Source organism: Pseudomonas fluorescens, from assembly GCF_001623525.1.
GTDB classification, from domain to species: domain Bacteria; phylum Pseudomonadota; class Gammaproteobacteria; order Pseudomonadales; family Pseudomonadaceae; genus Aquipseudomonas; species Aquipseudomonas fluorescens_Q.
Genome location: NZ_CP015225.1, coordinates 2,103,816 through 2,120,332, shown reverse-complemented (window position 1 = coordinate 2,120,332; position 16,517 = coordinate 2,103,816). Strand labels below are relative to the sequence as shown.

Below are 16,517 nucleotides of genomic sequence, written 5' to 3'. Positions count from 1 at the left end.
GGCGGTAAGAATGTCCTCGTCTGTGCAAGCAGGGAGCAAGCGCTGTGCCAACAATTAACTGATTGATATTAAAGGGAATTTATTTGGTTTTATTCAAAATAATGTTCATTTAAATGACATGTCTATACTGACATGTCGAAAATATGAACATGTGGCCGAATAATGAACCAGCAACCTGCAGCATTGAGCGCCGAAGACCGTGACTACCTCACCACGCTGGGCCCCGCGTCGTTGAACCAAGGGCCAGGCACTGCGCTGGATGAGGCTTGGCGCGCGTGTTTGCAGGGGGCTATCGAACGGCCTGCCGGGATCCGCCGGGTGATTTGGGAATCCTGGTTGCGCAGCGTCCATGCCGGCCTCGACCCAGAAGACGGCGAGTACCGTTTTGTCGCGCCTGCCGACCTGACCGAGACACTGGCAGCCAACCGGGTGCTGATCGCTGCTGCGGCGCAAGTCATGCGCGGTTTGCTCGCCTATAACCCCAGGGGCCATATCAACCTGACCGATGCCGAAGGCACGACTTTGTATTTCTGTGGCCTGGACCTCACACCCATAGGCAGTCGATTGCTGGAGTCGGTACAGGGCACCAATTGCACCGGGCTGGCTATTGTCGAAGACCGTTTGGTGTATGTGCTGGCCGAGGAGAACTTCGGGTTTGGCCTGCGCCAGCGCCGGATGCATTGCGCCGCCGCGCCAATCCGCGATGCCCAAGGTCGGACGCTGGGTATGTTGACCTTGACGGCAGAGCCCGGCTGGTTTCATTTCCATACGCTGGGCACCGTCCAGGCTGCGGCCGAGGCGGTCTCCAGGCAGATGGCGCTGCAAGCCTTGCTGGAAGAACAACAGACAGTCCTTGAGGTGCTCAACGAGGGCTTGGTGGTTTTGGATGAGCAGGGCCGCATCAAGGCCCTCAACCATTACGCGCGACAGTTGTTTCGCGTCGGCCGTGACCTGCTCGGCAGTCCATTCAAGAGCCTGGGCCAGAGCGAATTGACCGATGCAGTCCTGCTCGCGGGCGGGGATGGCGTGCGCGACCTGGACTGCACCTTTGAATTGCCCGACCGCAGCCATCTGGCCTGCCTGGTGTCGGTCTGCCCGCTGGAGCAAGGCGGGCGGATTGTGTCGTTGCGCGAGAACCGACGCATCCGCGAAATCACCCGGCGGATCATTGGCACCCAGGCCAGCTACACCTTCGAAACCATCCTCGGCCGTTCACAGGCGATTGAGGATGCACTGCACCTGGCGCGGGTTGCCAGTCGCAGTGATTCGACCACGCTGATCCTCGGTGAGAGCGGCACTGGCAAGGAGCTGTTCGCCCAGGCCATCCATAATGCCAGTGACCGTTGTGGCGGGCCTTTTGTGGCGGTTAATTGCGGCGCCATTCCCCGTGAACTGGTGCAGAGCGAACTGTTTGGACATGTCGAAGGTGCTTTCACCGGAGCGGCGCGTGGTGGGTCGGCAGGCAAGTTCGAATTGGCCGATGGTGGGACGATCTTCCTCGATGAAATCGGTGACATGTCCTTTGATGCGCAGGTCAGCCTATTACGTGTCCTGCAGGAAGGCGAGGTGACACGGGTGGGGGCGAAAAAATCGCTGCGGGTCAACGTGCGCATCATCGCTGCCACCCATCGCAACCTGAGCCAGGCCGTGGCCGAAGGCGCCTTTCGTGAGGACCTTTACTACCGGCTCAACGTGCTGAACCTGACGGTGCCGCCACTGCGGATGCGCCGCGAAGATGTACCGTTGCTCGCGCGGCATTTTCTCGCGCGATGTGCCCGGTCGCTACGCAAGTCGATGCAGGACCTTTCGCCCGCGGCGCTGGACATGCTTGGCGCCTATCACTGGCCAGGCAATGTCCGTGAGCTGGAGAACGTCATTGAGCGGGCGACCAACCTGGCGATGACTGAACTGATCGAGCCGAGCGATCTTGCCTTGGAAATCAGGCAGCGAGGGCGCCCATCGACATGGGGAAGTGCCCCTGGGCCGCGGATGGCGCCGGACCTGGGCACCCATGAGATGAATGCCATTATCGCCGCCCTCAAAGATACGCGCGGAAACATCCGCCTGGCTGCTCAACGACTGAATGTATCGCGTGGCGGGTTGTACAACAAGATGAGTCGGTTTGGGCTCAAGGTTGATGCGTTCCGTTCTTAGCGGGATGCTGTCGTAAATGCTCTGAAAATTGCCACGATCCCTCGCTGGGCCGCGGGTATAGAGCGTGCGCGATAACGCGTAACTGTCCGTAATGGGGAAGCGTTAACGCGCAGTCCTGACGATGACAGACCAACGGGGAATGTAAATTTTTACGGTTTCTTTACGGTAGGTGTTATGGCCTGGAATGATACTGGCCGCGATTTTCAGATCGTCCGAGCGCCTTGCATTTCCAATGGCTTTGGCAAATCGTATTGCTCAAGGATGGCATACACTTCCCCCCGTAATTTTAGAGACGTAGCCCTTGAGCGAAGCAGCGATTCCCGCCCATGAAGACTCCCATACCAAAACATCAGGAGTGGGCTTGCTCGTCGCCGCGGTGGGCGTGGTTTATGGGGACATTGGCACCAGCCCGCTTTACACACTCAAAGAAGTGTTCGCCGGTCACTACGGCGTCCAGGCCAACCAGGACGGTGTACTGGGTATTCTGTCGTTGATCTTCTGGTCACTGATCTGGGTCGTCTCGATCAAGTACGTGCTGTTCATCCTTCGCGCCAACAACCAGGGCGAGGGGGGCATCATGGCCTTGACCGCATTGGCACGTCGGGCTGCGGCACCGTTTCCCAAAATGAGCAGGGTCCTGGTATTGCTCGGGCTGTTCGGCGCGGCACTGTTTTACGGGGACAGCATGATCACCCCGGCCATCTCGGTGCTCTCGGCGGTCGAAGGGCTGCAGCTTGCGTTCGATGGAATCGAACAGTGGGTCGTTCCGCTGTCCGTGGTCATCCTGGTAGCGCTGTTCCTGATCCAAAAACATGGCACGGCGCGTATCGGCATCCTGTTCGGCCCGGTCATGGTGCTGTGGTTCATGGTGCTGGGTGCGCTCGGCATTTACGGCATCCTGCAACGACCGGAAGTTCTGCAGGCGCTCAATCCTGCATGGGCGGTGCAATTTTTTGTGGTGCATCCGGGGATTGGCGTGGCCATTCTGGGCGCCGTGGTGTTGGCATTGACCGGTGCTGAAGCACTGTATGCCGACATGGGCCACTTTGGCCGCAAGCCCATTGCTCGCGCCTGGTTCATTCTCGTGTTGCCCGGCTTGGTGCTCAATTATTTTGGCCAAGGCGCCCTGATCCTGGGTAACCCGGAGACCGTGCGCAACCCGTTCTATTTACTGGCGCCTGAATGGGCACTTTTACCGATGGTCGCGCTCTCCACACTAGCCACCATCATCGCCTCTCAAGCCGTGATCTCCGGAGCTTTTTCCCTGACTCGCCAAGCCATCCAGTTGGGTTACGTCCCACGCATGTTTATCCAGCATACCTCCAGCCAGGAACAGGGACAGATCTATATCGGTACGGTTAACTGGGCGTTGATGGTGGGTGTCGTGCTGTTGGTGATTGGTTTCGAGTCGTCCAGTGCCCTGGCCGCAGCTTATGGCGTCGCTGTGACGGGGACCATGTTGATCACGACAGTCTTGTCCTCGGCAGTCGTCCTGCTCCTGTGGAAAACGCCGCGCTGGCTGGCGGTCCCAATGCTGCTCGGATTCTTGCTGGTAGACGGTCTGTATTTCGCGGCCAATGCACCCAAAATTTTTCAGGGTGGGGCGTTCCCGGTGATTGCCGGCATCAGCCTGTTCATTTTGATGACGACCTGGAAGCGGGGCAGAAAGATTATTGTTGAGCGGCTGGATGAAACCGCACTTCCTCTACCGCTATTCATCGGCAGCATCCGGACGCAGCCTCCCCATAGGGTGCAAGGTACGGCAGTGTTTCTTACGGCCAGGACAGATGCTGTTCCTCATGCACTGCTGCACAACCTGCTGCATAACCAGGTTTTGCATGAGCAAGTGGTATTGCTCACGGTGGTGTCTGAAGACAGCCCTCGTGTGAGTGCTGACCGACGGTTTGAGATTGAAGCCTATGGAGAAGGGTTCTTCCGGGTCAGTCTGCACTTTGGCTTTATCGAGGAGCCCGATGTCCCCTTGGCCTTGAGTCTCTGTCACTTGGCTGAACTGGACTTCAGTCCGATGCGTACCACCTATTTCCTCAGCCGGGAGACGGTGATCCCGACCAAGCGCATCGGAATGGCCCGTTGGCGAGAAACCCTGTTCGCATTTTTGCTGAAGAACGCCAATAGCAACCTGAAGTACTTCAAGTTGCCGTTGAACCGGGTGATAGAACTGGGCACACAGGTCGAGATGTAGACGAGTCATCGAGTACCCAGAGGGGCTCGTTCAATGCGGGCCATTTATGCTGGATGAACCACGCGTCAGACGCTTGAGCGCGATAACCATCAGGCCCCCGGCTACTACCATTCCAGTGAGAAAAAGCGGATAGGCAACCCACCAGGGAACGGCTGAGGTCATCATGCTGAACTCGGACATGCCACCAATGCTGGCGATCAGGTTGAGAGGCAGGAAAACCACATTGATCAGCGTCAGTTTGCGTAACAGGTTGTTCATGGTGTTGTTCATCAAATTGCCGCGTGCGTCGATCAAGCCGGCAAACACCCTGGAGTAGATTTCCGCCTGTTTGTTGCACTGGGTATTTTCAATGATCAAATCGTCGATAAGCGCAATCGCCTCGGCGCTGAAGTGCTCTTTTTCCGCATGGTTGCGCAGCCGAGTCAGGACAGCGCCATTGCTGTGAATCGCATTGATGTAGTAGATCAGGCTTTCGCTGAGGTTAAACATCTGGACCAGATGTCGATTCTCCATCGAGGCGTTGAACTTCTGCTGCAGCTCGCGAGCCACCATCTTGATGACCTTGAGGTGGCCCAGATAGTGGTGGAGGTTGTTGAACAGTATATCCAGCAGCACATCTTGCGTTGTGTGCAAGGGGTGCCGCTGCCCCAATCCACTCAACTGGGAGTCGTCAGTCGCGATTATCAGCAAGCGTGTTCTAGAGAAGAGCAAGCCGAACGACGAGACCTCAAAGGCCAGGCTATTTCCGCCCGAGTAACTTTCCGGACGCTTCCAGATCAAGAACAGGTTATCCGGATGGAATTCGATGCGTGAGACTTCGTCCGGATCCAGTGCCGAAGCCAGCGCGTGATCGTCCAGTTTGAACTCGCTGCGCAACAGATCCCGTTCTGCCGCATCGGGATTACTGAACAACATCACATCAGCATTGAGCTGTTCAACCGGTACCAGCGCCCCTTTGGCGAGCAGGAAACTCTTGATCACGTCTGACCTATGGCGTTGTTGACGGGGGAAGTCAGTGTCTTGCAGGTCGTGTAGCAGATCAAGTATTCACCAGGCCTGACCGCGACGTTTCAGCTCAAGGCGGCGAATGAACTCTTCCAGAACCAAGGAATACAGGTCGTCCTGCAAGTATGCGTCTTCGATGCCCGCGTCCATGTTCGGGTTGTCGTTAACCTCGATGACCACCACCTTATCCCCCGACTGTTTCAGGTCGACCCCGTACAAACCATCGCCAATGAGATTCGCGGTCTTCACCGCCAGCTCCACCACCGCCCGCGGTGCTTCGTGAACCGCCAAGGTGCGGCATTCCCCATTAATGTCCTGGCCCTTGGCCTTGTGGTTGTAGATTTGCCAGTGACCTTTGGACATGAAGTACTGGCAGGCGAAAATCGGTTTGCGGTTGAGTACGCCGATGCGCCAATCGTACTCGGTGTAGAAGAACTCCTGAGCCAGTAGCAATACCGAGTGCTCAAAGAGCTCAGAGGTGGCATCCAGCAGCGCCTGTTGGCTTTCGACCTTGATTACGCCGCGGGAAAAACAACCATCGGGAATCTTCAGCACTAATGGAAAACCCAGGCGTTCACCGACTCGCTCGAAGTCTTCCGGTCGCTCCTTGTAGAGAATCTCGGTTGCCGGCATACCCAATTGATGGCTTTTGAGCAGATCAGTCAGGTACACCTTGTTGGTACAGCGCAGGATTGAAGCGGGATCGTCCATCACCACCAGGCCTTCGCTTTCCGCCTTCTTGGCGAAGCGATAGGTGTGGTTATCCACGCTGGTGGTTTCGCGAATCAGCAGGGCGTCATATTCGGCTATTCGTGAGTAGTCTTTCTTTTCGATCAGATCGACATCAATGCCCAGACCTTTGCCCACCCTGATAAAGTTTTCCAGTGCCTTGGCATTGGAAGGCGGCAGCGATTCTTGTGGGTCATGCAATATGGCCAGGTCGTAACGGGCCATGCGGGGTGACCGCGGTACTCGCCAGATCTTGCGGCTGAAACTGTCCAGCGAGTTGGCAAATTGATCCTCTTGGTCTTCGCGTAGCTTTTGCAAGACGCCAGGCTTTATTCCCTCAATGTGCCAACTATTGCTTTTACGGAACTCCACCAAGAGGATCGGACATGGGAATATTTCGAAAATTTGCCGGGCCAGTTCCTGCAAGGGCTCAAGGTTGGTTTTACCAAAGTAAAGAGTGAGCGTGAATCCTTCGGTATTACTATAAAGGTGGTTGTTCAGTGCTTTGTCCAGCGCCTTGTCCAAGTCATCCAGCGCAAGGCTGTACAGTGACTTTCGGGTCAACTCGCTGATGGTCCGTACAGACGGAATAACTTTATGGCCGCGTGCTTCTGCCAGCAATGAACAGTAATACCCGTGTCCTAGGTACTTGTAGCTCCGACACAGATTAATAACCTGAACACGCTTGCCAGCCTCGCTTTCAAGGGGTTGCTCGAGATATTCCTGGGCACTCATCACATCGTCTGATGGAAAATAAGAGGCCCAGTCTTCTTTTCGCTCAACAATAATAACGACTTGGCTTTGCCGCCTGGGCGCACTCGATAAATAAGTAAAGTTTGATATTGCCGCTAGCCGATTTTGCTCTGATACTTCACGCAAATCACCCTGTGCCGCTGACATATGAGAAGGTCCGTTGGAGAACAAGTCCTTATCTATTAAGCACGAGACTTTTTAAAAGTCTCGTTTCGTTACGCAACTTTTACGGCGGCTATATGAATCTGGTATTTCGCAAGGCGACACACGATGACCTGAAGTCTCTGCTGGAATTGGAAAACCAGTGCTTTACTCATGACCGGCTCACGCCGCGCAGTTTCCAGTGGATGATCGGTCGAGCCCATGCCAGCCTGATCGTCGCGCAGGCCGAGAGCCAATTGATGGGCTACTGTCTGGTCTTGTTCCACCGGGGCACCTCGCTGGCGCGTCTGTACTCCATCGCCATTGCCACCCATAGTCGTGGCCTGGGCTTGGGGAAACAGCTACTGGATCAGGCGGAAGAGTGCGCACGCGCGAACGACTGCGCCTACCTGCGACTGGAAGTCCGACCGGATAACCCGGTTGCCATCAGTCTTTATGAGCGCAATGGGTACCGGCGCTTCGCTGTGGTAAACGACTACTACGAAGACCATTTGCATGCGCTGCGCTTGGAAAAGCGTGTTGTGCAGCATCGGGAAAACCGTGAGCTCCAGGTACCTTACTACCAACAGACCACTGAGTTTACCTGCGGTCCGGCTTGCCTCTTGATGGCCATGAAGGCATTGCAACCCGATCGTTTAATCGGGCGTAGGGACGAACTGCAGATCTGGCGTGAAGCCACCACGGTGTTCATGACTTCAGGGCACGGTGGTTGCAGTCCCCAAGGGTTGGCACTCGCGGCCTGGCGCCGGGGGTTTCGAGTACGCTTGCAGGTGAGTATCGCAGGTCCGCTATTTCTCGACGGCGTGCGCGACGAGCATAAAAAAGAAGTAATGCGCCTGGTACACGAAGCGTTCTGCAGTGAACTGGCGCAGAGTGACGTGGAGCAGGTGAGCAGCAACCAACTGGACCTGGCCCTCGCACTGAAGGAGGGCGGTCAACCCCTGGTGTTGATCAGCAGCTACCGACTGACGCGCTCAAAAGCCCCACACTGGGTCATTGTCACTGATTACGATGAGGACTTCGTCTACCTGCATGATCCAGACATTGATCATAGTCAACACCGTCAGGTACTTGATTGCCAGCATCTTCCCGTCAGCCACAAGGCGTTCGATAAAATGTGTGTTTTCGGCGGCAATAAGCTACGCGCCTCCGTGACGATTTACCCTCGCCAATCTATGCCCAAGGTATGAAGCGATACCCAACCCCCGTTTCGGTAATGAAGTGTTGCGGTGGGAAGGGGCGGCTTTGATTTTTTTACGCAGGCTCCCAGCAAAGATGAACCAGCAGGTGGTACGGGTTGTACAACAAAAATGAGTCGGTTTGGGCCCAAGGTTGATACGTTCCGTTCTTAGTGGGTGACGCATAGTAGGAATATCCCTACACGACCCTCTGTATTCCCTAGTCCTAAATAAGATTGCTCCGATTATTCATGGGGTGGCACCTAGCTATTATTCAAGGGCTGGGGTGGCATCCTGGTGCGAATCCAAGACAACCGCGCCTCGGGCAGTTCAGGGTGAGCGGTTGCGGACAGAGGAGGATCTGCATCGTGTTGAAACATATCGGTGTGACCGATCTTTGCGTAGGAATGTATGTCCAGGAGCTGTCCGGTTCCTGTGTAGAGCGTCCGTTCTGGAGCAAAGGCTTCCTGATTCAGAATGAGGAGGTGCTGGAGAAAGTCATTGCCTCGGACATTGATGGTGCATGGATCGACCTGTCCAAGGGGGTGGACGTACAAGCCTCTGCGCCTGCTGAAACCACTGTGCAGGCTCAGCAGTCCCCTCGCTTGCCGACCCGATCGTGCACCGAAGTACCCGGACCTCGTCCGAGGGTGGCAATGAGCGAAGAGTTGTTGAGGGCGGTCAACCTTTGCTCCAGTTCCAAGGCGGCTGTCATGGAGATGTTCGGCGACTTGCGCATGGGACGGATCGTTCAACTGGATCGAGTCACGGACATGGTGGGTGAAATCTCCGACTCGCTGTTACGTCATCCTGATGCACTGCTCAGCCTGGTGCGCCTCAAGACCGCCGATGAATATACCTACATGCATTCGGTAGCCGTCTGTGGGTTGATGATTGGTTTGGCACGTCAGTTGGATTTACCGCCGCTGCTGGTACAAGAAGCCGGGCTGGCGGGCTTGCTGCACGACGTGGGCAAGATGGTGATACCCACGGCCATCCTGGCGAAACCATTGCCCTTGAATGACACCGAACACATGACGATGCGCACGCACCCTGAAGCGGGTGCCAGGATGCTGGCGGATAGCAGGTATTTCACTTCCCGGGTGCAGGACGTTTGTCTGCATCACCATGAGAAGGTCGACGGCAGTGGCTATCCCCATAAGTTATGTGGCACCCAGATCAGTCTATTCGCGCGCATGGCCGCTGTCTGTGATGTGTATGACGCCGTGACGTCTGACCGTCCCTATCGGGATCGCTGGGGTCCCGCCGAATCGATTCGAAAAATGGCGGGATGGAGCGGGCATTTCGATCAGAAAGTGTTTCACGCCTTCGTCAAATGCATTGGTATCTATCCGGTTGGTGCTTTGGTTCGCCTTCAAAGTGGCAGGTTGGCGGTGGTAATGGAGCAACACGCCGATTATTTGCTCACGCCCAGGGTGAAGGTTTTCTACTCGGCGTCGAGTCGTGTGCCGCTGCCTCCCGAATGTATTGATCTGGCCTGTGGGCAGGACAGCATCGTCAGCATTGAGTCGGAGAAGACCTGGGGCTTCAAGAGTCTTGAAGCGCTCTGGGTGGCCACGGGGCAGGGCAGCGAGTCGCGATTTGGCTGACGCGTGCGAGCCCGAGTTTGTTTACCAGCGCTTGTCGCTGGTTTTTTTTGCTGTCGTTTTTTGGGGGGCTGTCACCTTCGGGTAGGAATTCTCCTACCGCACCAACCGCAATCCTTAGGTGTAAATCAGGATGCTCCGATAGTTTCGCCGCCATCACTTGGCCATTATCTCTCCAAGTCAACAAAACCAGGCATCCCAAGGGTGGATGTCTTGCGCGGGGTCCCGTCGGATCCGCACTGAACTGGAGAGATGAAGGTGAAAGGACAGGCAATTTCTTCCCCCCTGATCTTGATGCTCCCCGCGGGACTGACGGGAGTGCTCGGGTGTGTCGCGATTCTGGTCAGCACGGACTTCAGTCTGCGCAATGCAGCCAGTTGCGCACTGGTCTTGCTCGGCGCGTTGCTGATGGGGGTGTGGAGCCTGCGTTTATTGAGCAATCGGCAGCACGCAGAGCAAGGCGACGATCAGCCACTTCACGTTCCGCTGACCGCTTCGCCGGATGAAGGATTGGGCGAGGTGTGCGCGCAGGTACTGCCGATCTGGAGCCACCAGATCGATGCAGCGCGCATCCTCAGCGAGGAGTCGATCCTCAAGCTGAGTAGCCGCTTCGCGACGCTGTCGGGGGACATCAGTGCTTCTGCTTCCCACGGCGCGGACCAGAGTTCGGGCGCGCGGTTGCTGGAAATTCTTGAAGTCGGCCAGCGGGACCTGGACTCGATCATGGTTGCCCTTCGCGATGCGCTTTTGCGCAAGGAGTCGCAACTCAAGGAGGTAATGCTCCTTTCCGATTTCACCTCTCAATTGCAGGAGATGGCCAAGTTCGTCGGTGATATTGCCCAGCAGACCAATCTGTTGGCACTCAACGCCGCTATTGAAGCGGCGCGGGCAGGGGATGCCGGACGCGGCTTCGCGGTAGTGGCGGATGAGGTACGCAAACTGTCCAGTTTATCCGGGGGGACGGGGCAGAAAATCAGCGAAACGGTCAATGCCGTCAACGCTGCCATCTCTCGCACCGTCGAGCTATCCCAGCACCAGGCGCAGCAGGATTCGCAAACCCTGGCTCATTCAGAGCAACTGGTGTCCCAGGTGATCGAGCACTTCCGGCACAACGCCCAGGCCATCGTCGATACCAGTAGCAGTCTTCAGCAGCAGAGCGAAAACGTTGCCACCGAGATATCGGGGGTGCTGGTCGCCCTGCAGTTCCAGGATCGAGTCGGCCAGATGCTTTCCCTGGTCAACAACGACCTTGGCAAGCTGCACGGGCATATCGTCGAACGCCAGCAATTCGCGCTCGCCGGCGGCTCACCGGCCCCGATCATCGCGGATGCCTGGCTTGAGCAATTGGCAAGCACCTACACCATGCCTGAACAGCATGCGATCCATCACGGTAAGCCTGTGGTGAGCAGTACTTCATCCGAGATCACTTTTTTCTAGGGAGTTTCCCCATGAGCAAAACCATCCTGATTGTCGATGACTCTGCTTCCATTCGCCAAGTGGTGAGCATCACCTTGAAGGGCGCCGGATACGAGGTCATCGAAGGTGTTGACGGTCGTGACGCCCTGACCAAGCTCGACGGACGCAAGATCCACCTGATTGTAAGTGACGTGAACATGCCGAACATGGACGGCCTGAGCTTCATCAAGGCCGCTAAACAACTGCCGGCCTACAAGTTCACGCCCGTGATCATGCTGACCACCGAAACCGGAGAGGCCATGAAGCAACAGGGCCAGGCCGTCGGTGCCAAGGCTTGGATGGTCAAGCCCTTCCAACCGGCGCAGATGCTCGGTGCCGTCTCCAAACTGATCATGCCGTAGCACCGCCCAGAGTCCCTGGAAAGGAGGTTGTCATGACAAACACCACGGCTTGTCTGCGTCGGATTCTGGTTCTCGAAGGGCCGCTGACCATTTACACCGCAGCCGAACGCAAAGACCTGTTGCTGGAGCTGTTTCCGTTGGCTCAGGAAGTCGAAATGGATCTGGGCGGCGTGGACGAAATGGATACCGCCGGGCTCCAGTTGTTGGTGCTGATCAAGCAGGAGTCGCTGCGCCATGGTTCCAATCTGCTGCTGAGCAACCACAGTACGGCGGTGCTTGATGCACTGGACATGAGTGGGTTACACAGCTTTTTCGATCAGTCGGCTCCGGCCCTTCAGCAGAGAGGTTGAAGCCATGAGTTCACCCATGAATCTGGACGACGTGCTACGAACGTTCATCGCTGAAAGCCAGGAGCTTTTGCTCCTGATGGAGGAGGCGTTGCTGCAGATCGAACAGGCGCCGGATGATGTCGACACCATCAACGCCCTGTTTCGCGTCGCCCATACCATCAAAGGTTCTGCCGGCCTGTTTGGCTTCACGCCGATCGTTGCCTTTACCCATGTGGCAGAAAGCGTGCTGGATCGGGTCCGTGGACATGAACTGCGGGTGGACGAATCGCTGAGTGCCTTGTTCCTGGAAGTGCGGGACCACTTGTGCACGCTGATTGAATTGCTGGCCAGCCACGGTGACCTGCAAGGCATGACCGCAGAGCACGAGCTACTGGGAGCGGCATTGGTCGAGCGTCTCAACCGCTACCTGGAACCCAGTCCAGAACCGGTGCAGTCCCTGGCAACGTTCGAACCGCTGCAATCGACTTGCATCATGCATTGGCATATCTCCCTTCGCCTGTGTCCCGACGTTTTGCGCAACGGTATGGACCCGCTGTCGTTGTTGCGTTACCTCAACAGTTTCGGCCAGATCAGCGCGGTCGTGTGCATCACCGAGGGCATGCCGGATATCTCGGCGATGGATCCGGAAACGTGTTACCTGGGATTTGAGCTGGGGTTTGTCAGTGACGCCGACCAGGCCACCATTGAAGGGGCCTTCGACTTCGTTCGTGAGGGCAGTCAGATCTGCGTGTTGCCGTGCAACGGTGACCTGACCGGCTTGCGGGCTTTGATCGGTCGTCTCGACGCCGAGCCCGATGCCATGGTCGAGGCCTTCATCGCCTGTGGTTCCGTCACCCGTGAGGCCTGGCTGGCCAGTCCTTCTTCTGGCGAGTCGACAGCCATTGCGGTTGCCCCCGTGGCACCAGACCAGGCAGCCCGCGAGGACGTCACCAAGAGTCGGGGGGCAAAAGAGGCCCGTCCGGCCGAAGGTAATCTGATTCGGGTCGATGCCGGAAAACTGGATCAATTGATCAACCTGGTGGGCGAGCTGATCATCGCCGGCGCAGGCGCCAATCTGGGGGCCATCCAAAGCGGCATTGGCGAGTTGATTGAAGCGACCAGCTCGCTCTCGCGTCTTGTCGAGGAGGTGCGCGACTGCGCCCTGACCCTGCGGATGGTGCAGATCGGCGGCACATTCAACCGCTTCCAGCGGGTGGTGCGCGATGTCTCCAAGGAACTGGGCAAGGACATCGCCTTGCAAGTACTCGGCGCCGAGACCGAGCTGGACAAAACGGTAGTCGAACGCATTGGTGATCCCCTGACCCACCTGGTGCGCAACGCCATGGACCACGGCATCGAATCTTCCCAATTGCGCCGAGACCGTGGCAAGCCGGAGCAGGGCACGGTTCGCCTCAACGCTTATCACGAGGCCAACAGCATCGTCATTGAAGTCAGCGACGACGGTGGTGGCCTGAACAAGCAACGCATCCTGGCCAAGGCGATGGAACGCGGTCTCGTCGCCGAAGGGCAATCGCTGGCCGATGGCGACATTCTCAATCTGATTTTCGAGCCAGGCTTCTCCACTGCCGACCAGGTCAGCAACCTGTCCGGACGCGGCGTGGGGATGGATGTCGTCAAACGGAACATCGTCGCCCTGCGCGGCTCGGTCAATCTGGAAAGCGAAGAGGGCGTAGGCACCACGGTGCGTATCCGCCTGCCGCTGACCCTGGCCATCATCGATGGCTTTCTGATCGGGGTAGGCAATGCCTCTTATGTCGTGCCGCTGGACCTGGTCGAGGAGTGCATCGAGCTGTCGACCGACGACGGCAGCAGTCAGGACTTCCTGGACTTGCGAGGCTCGGTTCTTCCAGTCCTGCGCCTGCGCGAGATGTTTGCCATCGACGAGCCTAACCATGGCCGTGAAAACATCGTGGTCGTGCATTACGCGGGGATGCGGGTGGGCCTGGTCGTCGATCAATTGCTGGGAGAGTTCCAGACGGTGATCAAGCCGCTGGGCAAGATTTTCGGTACGGCCCATGGATTGGGCGGCTTCACCATCCTGGGGAACGGAGCAGTAGCGTTGATCCTGGATATTCCCAAACTACTCGGGCAAGTCGCCAGCCGGCAGAAACACGGTATGACCCTCAGCCCTGAATTGACTCAATAGTTCTCCCTGGAGTACAGCATCATGACCGTCAAAAAAAATATCTCGCTGCTGGTCGCCTCAGCCCTGTTGGGCATCCTGATTCTGGTCAGCCTCAGTCTTTACCTGATGGGCGGGGTCAGGAGCACGGCCAGCTATGCGCAAGTCAACACAGTGCCCAGCCTGCAGTTGCTGGATCACGTGGCCCTGGCCCTGGCGGACAGCCGCAGCCGGCAATGGCAGAGTCTGTCCGGAACTGCCGGTAGTGCCCAGCAAAGCGACAAGGAAACGGTGCTCCAGGCGCTGGATCGCTACCAGAAAGAGTTCGTCTCCGATGATCATGATGCGACGCTGCTCAGCGCCTTGCGCAGCACGGTCAATGAATACAACCGAGGTACGGAACGTTTCGATAATGCCCTCAAGAATGCCATCCCTGAAGCCCGTAATCTGCTGCTCGACCTGGAGGTGACGCGCGAAAAGGTCACTTCCGCCTTGAACGATATCCGTCAGTACAACCTGGACCTGGGGCGCAAGAATGCGGCGGTCGCGGCATCGACCGAACAGACGGCGATCTACAGCATCGCGTTGGTCGGCGGCGCCACCTTGCTGGTTATCTGCTTGCTCGGTTTCTTCCTGGTACGCCGGCTGCTCCACACATTGGGTGGCGAGCCCGATGATCTCCGGCGGGTGGCCGAGCGGTTGGTGGCCGGGCAACTGGATGTGCAGGGCGGCAACAATGGCCCTGAACGTACCGGGCTGATGGGCGCCATGGACCGGCTGAGCGGGACCTTGAACCAACTGATCAGCGAAATGAATCACATGTCCGTAGAGCACGACAAAGGCGACATCGACGTGCAGATCGATGCGGCACGCTTTGCTGGCAGCTATGGACTGATGGCCCAAGGCATCAACGATATGGTCAGTGGGCATATCAGCGTCAAGAAGCAAGCCATGGCCTGCATCAAGTCGATCAGTGAGGGCGACCTGCAGGCGTCCCTGCAAGCGTTCCCCGGCAAGAAAGCCTTTATTAACGTCACCATCGAGCATCTTCGCAGCACCATCACGGCGTTGATCGAAGAGATGCATCACATGTCGGACGAGCACGAGAAAGGCGACATTGATGTGCAGATCGACGTACAGCGATTCCAAGGCTCGTACCGTCAGATTGCCCAGGGCATCAACGACATGGTCAATGGTCACATCAGCGTGAAGAAACAGGCCATGGCTTGCATACGTTCCTTCGGAGAAGGTGACCTGTCGGCACCCCTGGCCCAGTTCCCGGGCAAAAAAGCCTTTATCAACGACAACATCGAGCAACTGCGCCGCAACGTCCAGGCGCTGATCGAAGACACCCAGATGCTCAGCGAGAATGCGGTAGTCGGTCGGCTCGATACCCGTGCGGACAGTACTCGCCATCAAGGGGATTTCCGCCGCATCGTGGCGGGGATCAACAGCACCCTGGACTCTATCGTTGCCCCTCTCAACGAGGCGATGGAGGTCATGGTGGCCCTGTCCGGTGGTGACCTGACCCGCAGCGTCAAGGGTGATTACCAGGGCAGCCTGCAAGACCTGAAGCACGCGGTCAATGAAACGGTGAGCAAGCTTTCGCAGATCATTGGCGAGGTGCGTAGTTCCGCCGATTCGCTGTCCAGTGCCTCGGAAGAGATTTCCGCCACGGCCCAAAGCATCAGCCAGTCGGCTTCGGTACAGGCGGCGTCGGTTGAAGAGACATCGGCGTCGATGGAACAGATGTCGGCGTCGATTTCCCAGAACACCGAGAATGCCAAAGTGACCGATGGCATGGCCGGCAAGGCGAGCAAGGAGGCAAGCGAAGGTGGACAGGCCGTCAAGGACACCGTCTCGGCCATGAAAACCATCGCCGAGAAGATAGGCATCGTTGATTCGATTGCCTACCAGACGAACCTGCTGGCGCTCAACGCGGCCATCGAAGCGGCCCGTGCCGGCGAGCATGGCAAGGGCTTCGCGGTTGTCGCCGCTGAGGTGCGCAAGCTCGCCGAACGCAGCCAGGTCGCGGCACAGGAAATCGGCCAGGTGGCCAAGAACAGCGTTGCCCTGGCTGAGCGGGCCGGCAACCTGCTTGATGAAATCGTGCCCTCGATTACCAAGACCTCTGATTTGGTTCAGGAGATTGCCGCTGCATCCGAAGAGCAGTCCATCGGCTCGGAGCAGATCAATACCGCCATGTCGCAGATGAGCCAGATCACTCAACAAAACGCCTCGGCGTCCGAAGAGCTGGCTGCTACCGCCGAGGAAATGAGTAGCCAGGCCGAGCAGTTGCAAGAGTTGATGGGCTTTTTCACCTTGCAGGGTCGGGTTGCGGTTTCCGCCGTTCCACGGGCCGCTTCCTCCAGTCTGGGCGGCATGCAAAGCAGTGAGCATGCCCAGGAAGGCGGTTTCATTCGCTTCGGGAGTTGAG

Annotated in this window: 9 protein-coding genes and 3 pseudogenes; 10 read left to right on the top strand and 2 right to left on the bottom strand. The window is 57.4% G+C overall.

Translation table 11 applies throughout. The features are described from left to right. Window positions 1-162: 162 nt before the first annotated feature. Together TK06_RS08975 and TK06_RS08970 are read left to right on the top strand one after the other, a co-directional pair. Window positions 163-2,154, top strand: a complete 1,992-nt coding sequence (locus TK06_RS08975) for a sigma-54 interaction domain-containing protein (RefSeq protein WP_063321791.1) — start codon at window positions 163-165, stop codon at window positions 2,152-2,154. Window positions 2,155-2,455: 301 nt separating this feature from the next. Continuing rightward, window positions 2,456-4,357: a potassium transporter Kup gene (locus tag TK06_RS08970; protein ID WP_063321790.1), complete on the top strand. Its 1,902-nt coding sequence runs from the start codon at window positions 2,456-2,458 to the stop codon at window positions 4,355-4,357. A 30-nt stretch (window positions 4,358-4,387) separates the two neighbouring features. On the opposite strand, the gene TK06_RS08965 is transcribed toward TK06_RS08970, so the two are convergent. Together TK06_RS08965 and TK06_RS08960 are read right to left on the bottom strand one after the other, a co-directional pair. Then, window positions 4,388-5,338 (bottom strand): magnesium transporter CorA family protein, encoded by a 951-nt coding sequence (locus TK06_RS08965; protein ID WP_063321789.1) that lies wholly within the window; start codon window positions 5,336-5,338, stop codon window positions 4,388-4,390. Between the two features lie 66 nt (window positions 5,339-5,404). Next, window positions 5,405-6,991 carry a RimK family protein gene (locus TK06_RS08960; RefSeq protein ID WP_063321788.1) on the bottom strand — a complete coding sequence of 529 codons (1,587 nt, stop codon included), beginning with the start codon at window positions 6,989-6,991 and terminating at the stop codon, window positions 5,405-5,407. A gap of 92 nt (window positions 6,992-7,083) precedes the next feature. Here TK06_RS08960 and TK06_RS08955 point away from each other — a divergent pair, with 92 nt between their 5' ends. The 8 genes and pseudogenes from TK06_RS08955 to TK06_RS33395 form a co-directional block, all read left to right on the top strand. Beyond that, complete coding sequence (locus TK06_RS08955; RefSeq protein WP_063321787.1) at window positions 7,084-8,196, top strand: GNAT family N-acetyltransferase/peptidase C39 family protein; 1,113 nt, start codon at window positions 7,084-7,086, stop codon at window positions 8,194-8,196. 356 nt (window positions 8,197-8,552) lie between these two features. Then, window positions 8,553-9,794 carry an HD-GYP domain-containing protein gene (locus TK06_RS08950; RefSeq protein ID WP_063321786.1) on the top strand — a complete coding sequence of 414 codons (1,242 nt, stop codon included), beginning with the start codon at window positions 8,553-8,555 and terminating at the stop codon, window positions 9,792-9,794. A gap of 825 nt (window positions 9,795-10,619) precedes the next feature. Continuing rightward, window positions 10,620-11,228, top strand: a pseudogene (locus tag TK06_RS33405) (methyl-accepting chemotaxis protein); the annotation flags it as partial. 11 nt (window positions 11,229-11,239) lie between these two features. Then, window positions 11,240-11,608: a response regulator gene (locus tag TK06_RS08940; RefSeq protein ID WP_013692986.1), complete on the top strand. Its 369-nt coding sequence runs from the start codon at window positions 11,240-11,242 to the stop codon at window positions 11,606-11,608. A gap of 32 nt (window positions 11,609-11,640) precedes the next feature. Further along, window positions 11,641-11,958: an STAS domain-containing protein gene (locus tag TK06_RS08935; RefSeq protein ID WP_063321785.1), complete on the top strand. Its 318-nt coding sequence runs from the start codon at window positions 11,641-11,643 to the stop codon at window positions 11,956-11,958. Between the two features lie 16 nt (window positions 11,959-11,974). After that, the gene (locus TK06_RS08930; RefSeq protein ID WP_063321784.1) at window positions 11,975-14,104 is read left to right on the top strand and encodes a chemotaxis protein CheA; all 2,130 of its coding nucleotides are present in this window, start codon (window positions 11,975-11,977) and stop codon (window positions 14,102-14,104) included. Between the two features lie 21 nt (window positions 14,105-14,125). Continuing rightward, window positions 14,126-15,130, top strand: a pseudogene (locus TK06_RS33400) (methyl-accepting chemotaxis protein); the annotation flags it as partial. Window positions 15,131-15,163: 33 nt separating this feature from the next. Then, window positions 15,164-16,516: pseudogene (locus tag TK06_RS33395) on the top strand (methyl-accepting chemotaxis protein); the annotation flags it as partial. Between the last annotated feature and the right edge of the window lies 1 nt (window position 16,517).

Excerpts from the sequence above, each read along its gene's own strand:
- TK06_RS08975 (WP_063321791.1), top strand. The coding sequence starts at position 163 with ATGAACCAGCAACCTGCAGCATTGAGCGCCGAAGACCGTGACTACCTC.
- TK06_RS08960 (WP_063321788.1), bottom strand. The coding sequence starts at position 6,991 with ATGTCAGCGGCACAGGGTGATTTGCGTGAAGTATCAGAGCAAAATCGG.
- TK06_RS08955 (WP_063321787.1), top strand. The coding sequence starts at position 7,084 with ATGAATCTGGTATTTCGCAAGGCGACACACGATGACCTGAAGTCTCTG.
- TK06_RS08940 (WP_013692986.1), top strand. The coding sequence starts at position 11,240 with ATGAGCAAAACCATCCTGATTGTCGATGACTCTGCTTCCATTCGCCAA.
- TK06_RS08935 (WP_063321785.1), top strand. The coding sequence starts at position 11,641 with ATGACAAACACCACGGCTTGTCTGCGTCGGATTCTGGTTCTCGAAGGG.
- TK06_RS08930 (WP_063321784.1), top strand. The coding sequence starts at position 11,975 with ATGAATCTGGACGACGTGCTACGAACGTTCATCGCTGAAAGCCAGGAG.